We start from the raw sequence: 1,027 nt of genomic DNA, 5'->3' as shown, positions 1-1,027 counted from the left end.
GTAAGCGTCTTTAAATCGACACATTCAATCATCGAAACGAACGTCGTAACCTTTTAGTCTTTATGGCTAAACAGGAAATGAAAAGATGTCACAACATAAATCTCAACATCGTTCTCAACAGGAATGGCTTCGCCTTGTTCAAAAATATTACAACTCCAGACAATCGACGGCTCAATTTTGTCTAGAACATCGCCTCCATCCAAAAACATTTGATAACAATCGTCGTAAGCTTCGGCACTTGGTTAACCTACCCAAAACAACTGAAGACAAACCTTCTGAGTTCATTGTGGCTGAAAAAATAGCTGAACCGAAGAGTGACGTTGTTCTGCCTAGGAAATCAGCTTTACCTGAAAAATTACGCTTAGATGCTGGGATTTGCTCTCTCCATATTCCCAGTTCCGTTGCACCTGCGTGGATCGCAGAACTGCTTCGAGAGGTCGCCAAATGAAGATGTTCGTTGATGTCACGGACATCTATTTACATAAAGCTCCGGTCGACTTTAGAAAGGGCATCAATGGGTTAAGCTTGATCGTCGAACAACATATGAACCTCAATCCATTCTCTGAAGCACTGTTCGTCTTCTGTAATCGTACACGCGATAAGCTGAAAGTACTCTACTGGCAGCGTAACGGCTTCTGCCTTTGGCAGAAGCGCCTAGAAGAAGACAAGTTCTCCTGGCCACGAAAGATGCACGGAACCACCTTGTCACTCTCACAAGAGCAGTGGCAATGGTTACTCGACGGACTCGACATCGAAAAAATGAAGCCGCATCGCGCCTTGGATTACCAAAGTCTCAGCTAAAAAGAGCAGCATATGAGGAACTTAGCTTAGCTAATGTTGGTCTTCCTTGTATGAAGAATGATACCTCCCTACATGACATCGCTCTTTTGCGAGCACTACTTGCTGATAAAGATAAGCGGCTGAATGCCCTTGAGGAAGAAGTCTGTCACCTACGTCAATCTCTAGGTGACAGCGAATCGACTGTGCATACACTTCGTCAGTCCTTAGACGACAGCGAATCGACTGT

At 44.6% G+C, this 1,027-nt stretch carries 2 protein-coding genes; both read left to right on the top strand.

Features of this window, described 5'->3' with window-relative positions:
* Positions 1 to 85: 85 nt before the first annotated feature.
* The gene (locus ACED46_RS21960; protein ID WP_371722459.1) at positions 86 to 448 is read left to right on the top strand and encodes an IS66 family insertion sequence element accessory protein TnpB; all 363 of its coding nucleotides are present in this window, start codon (positions 86 to 88) and stop codon (positions 446 to 448) included.
* Positions 445 to 801: an IS66 family insertion sequence element accessory protein TnpB gene (gene tnpB, locus ACED46_RS21955; RefSeq protein ID WP_105069498.1), complete on the top strand. Its 357-nt coding sequence runs from the start codon at positions 445 to 447 to the stop codon at positions 799 to 801. The genes ACED46_RS21960 and tnpB overlap by 4 nt, the downstream gene beginning before the upstream one ends.
* The last annotated feature ends 226 nt before the right edge of the window (positions 802 to 1,027 follow it).

Source organism: Vibrio sp. 1S139 (assembly GCF_041439475.1).
GTDB lineage: Bacteria > Pseudomonadota > Gammaproteobacteria > Enterobacterales > Vibrionaceae > Vibrio > Vibrio crassostreae_C.
The sequence above is the reverse complement of the archived record's forward strand: the minus strand, read 5'-3'. Positions and strand labels throughout refer to the sequence as shown.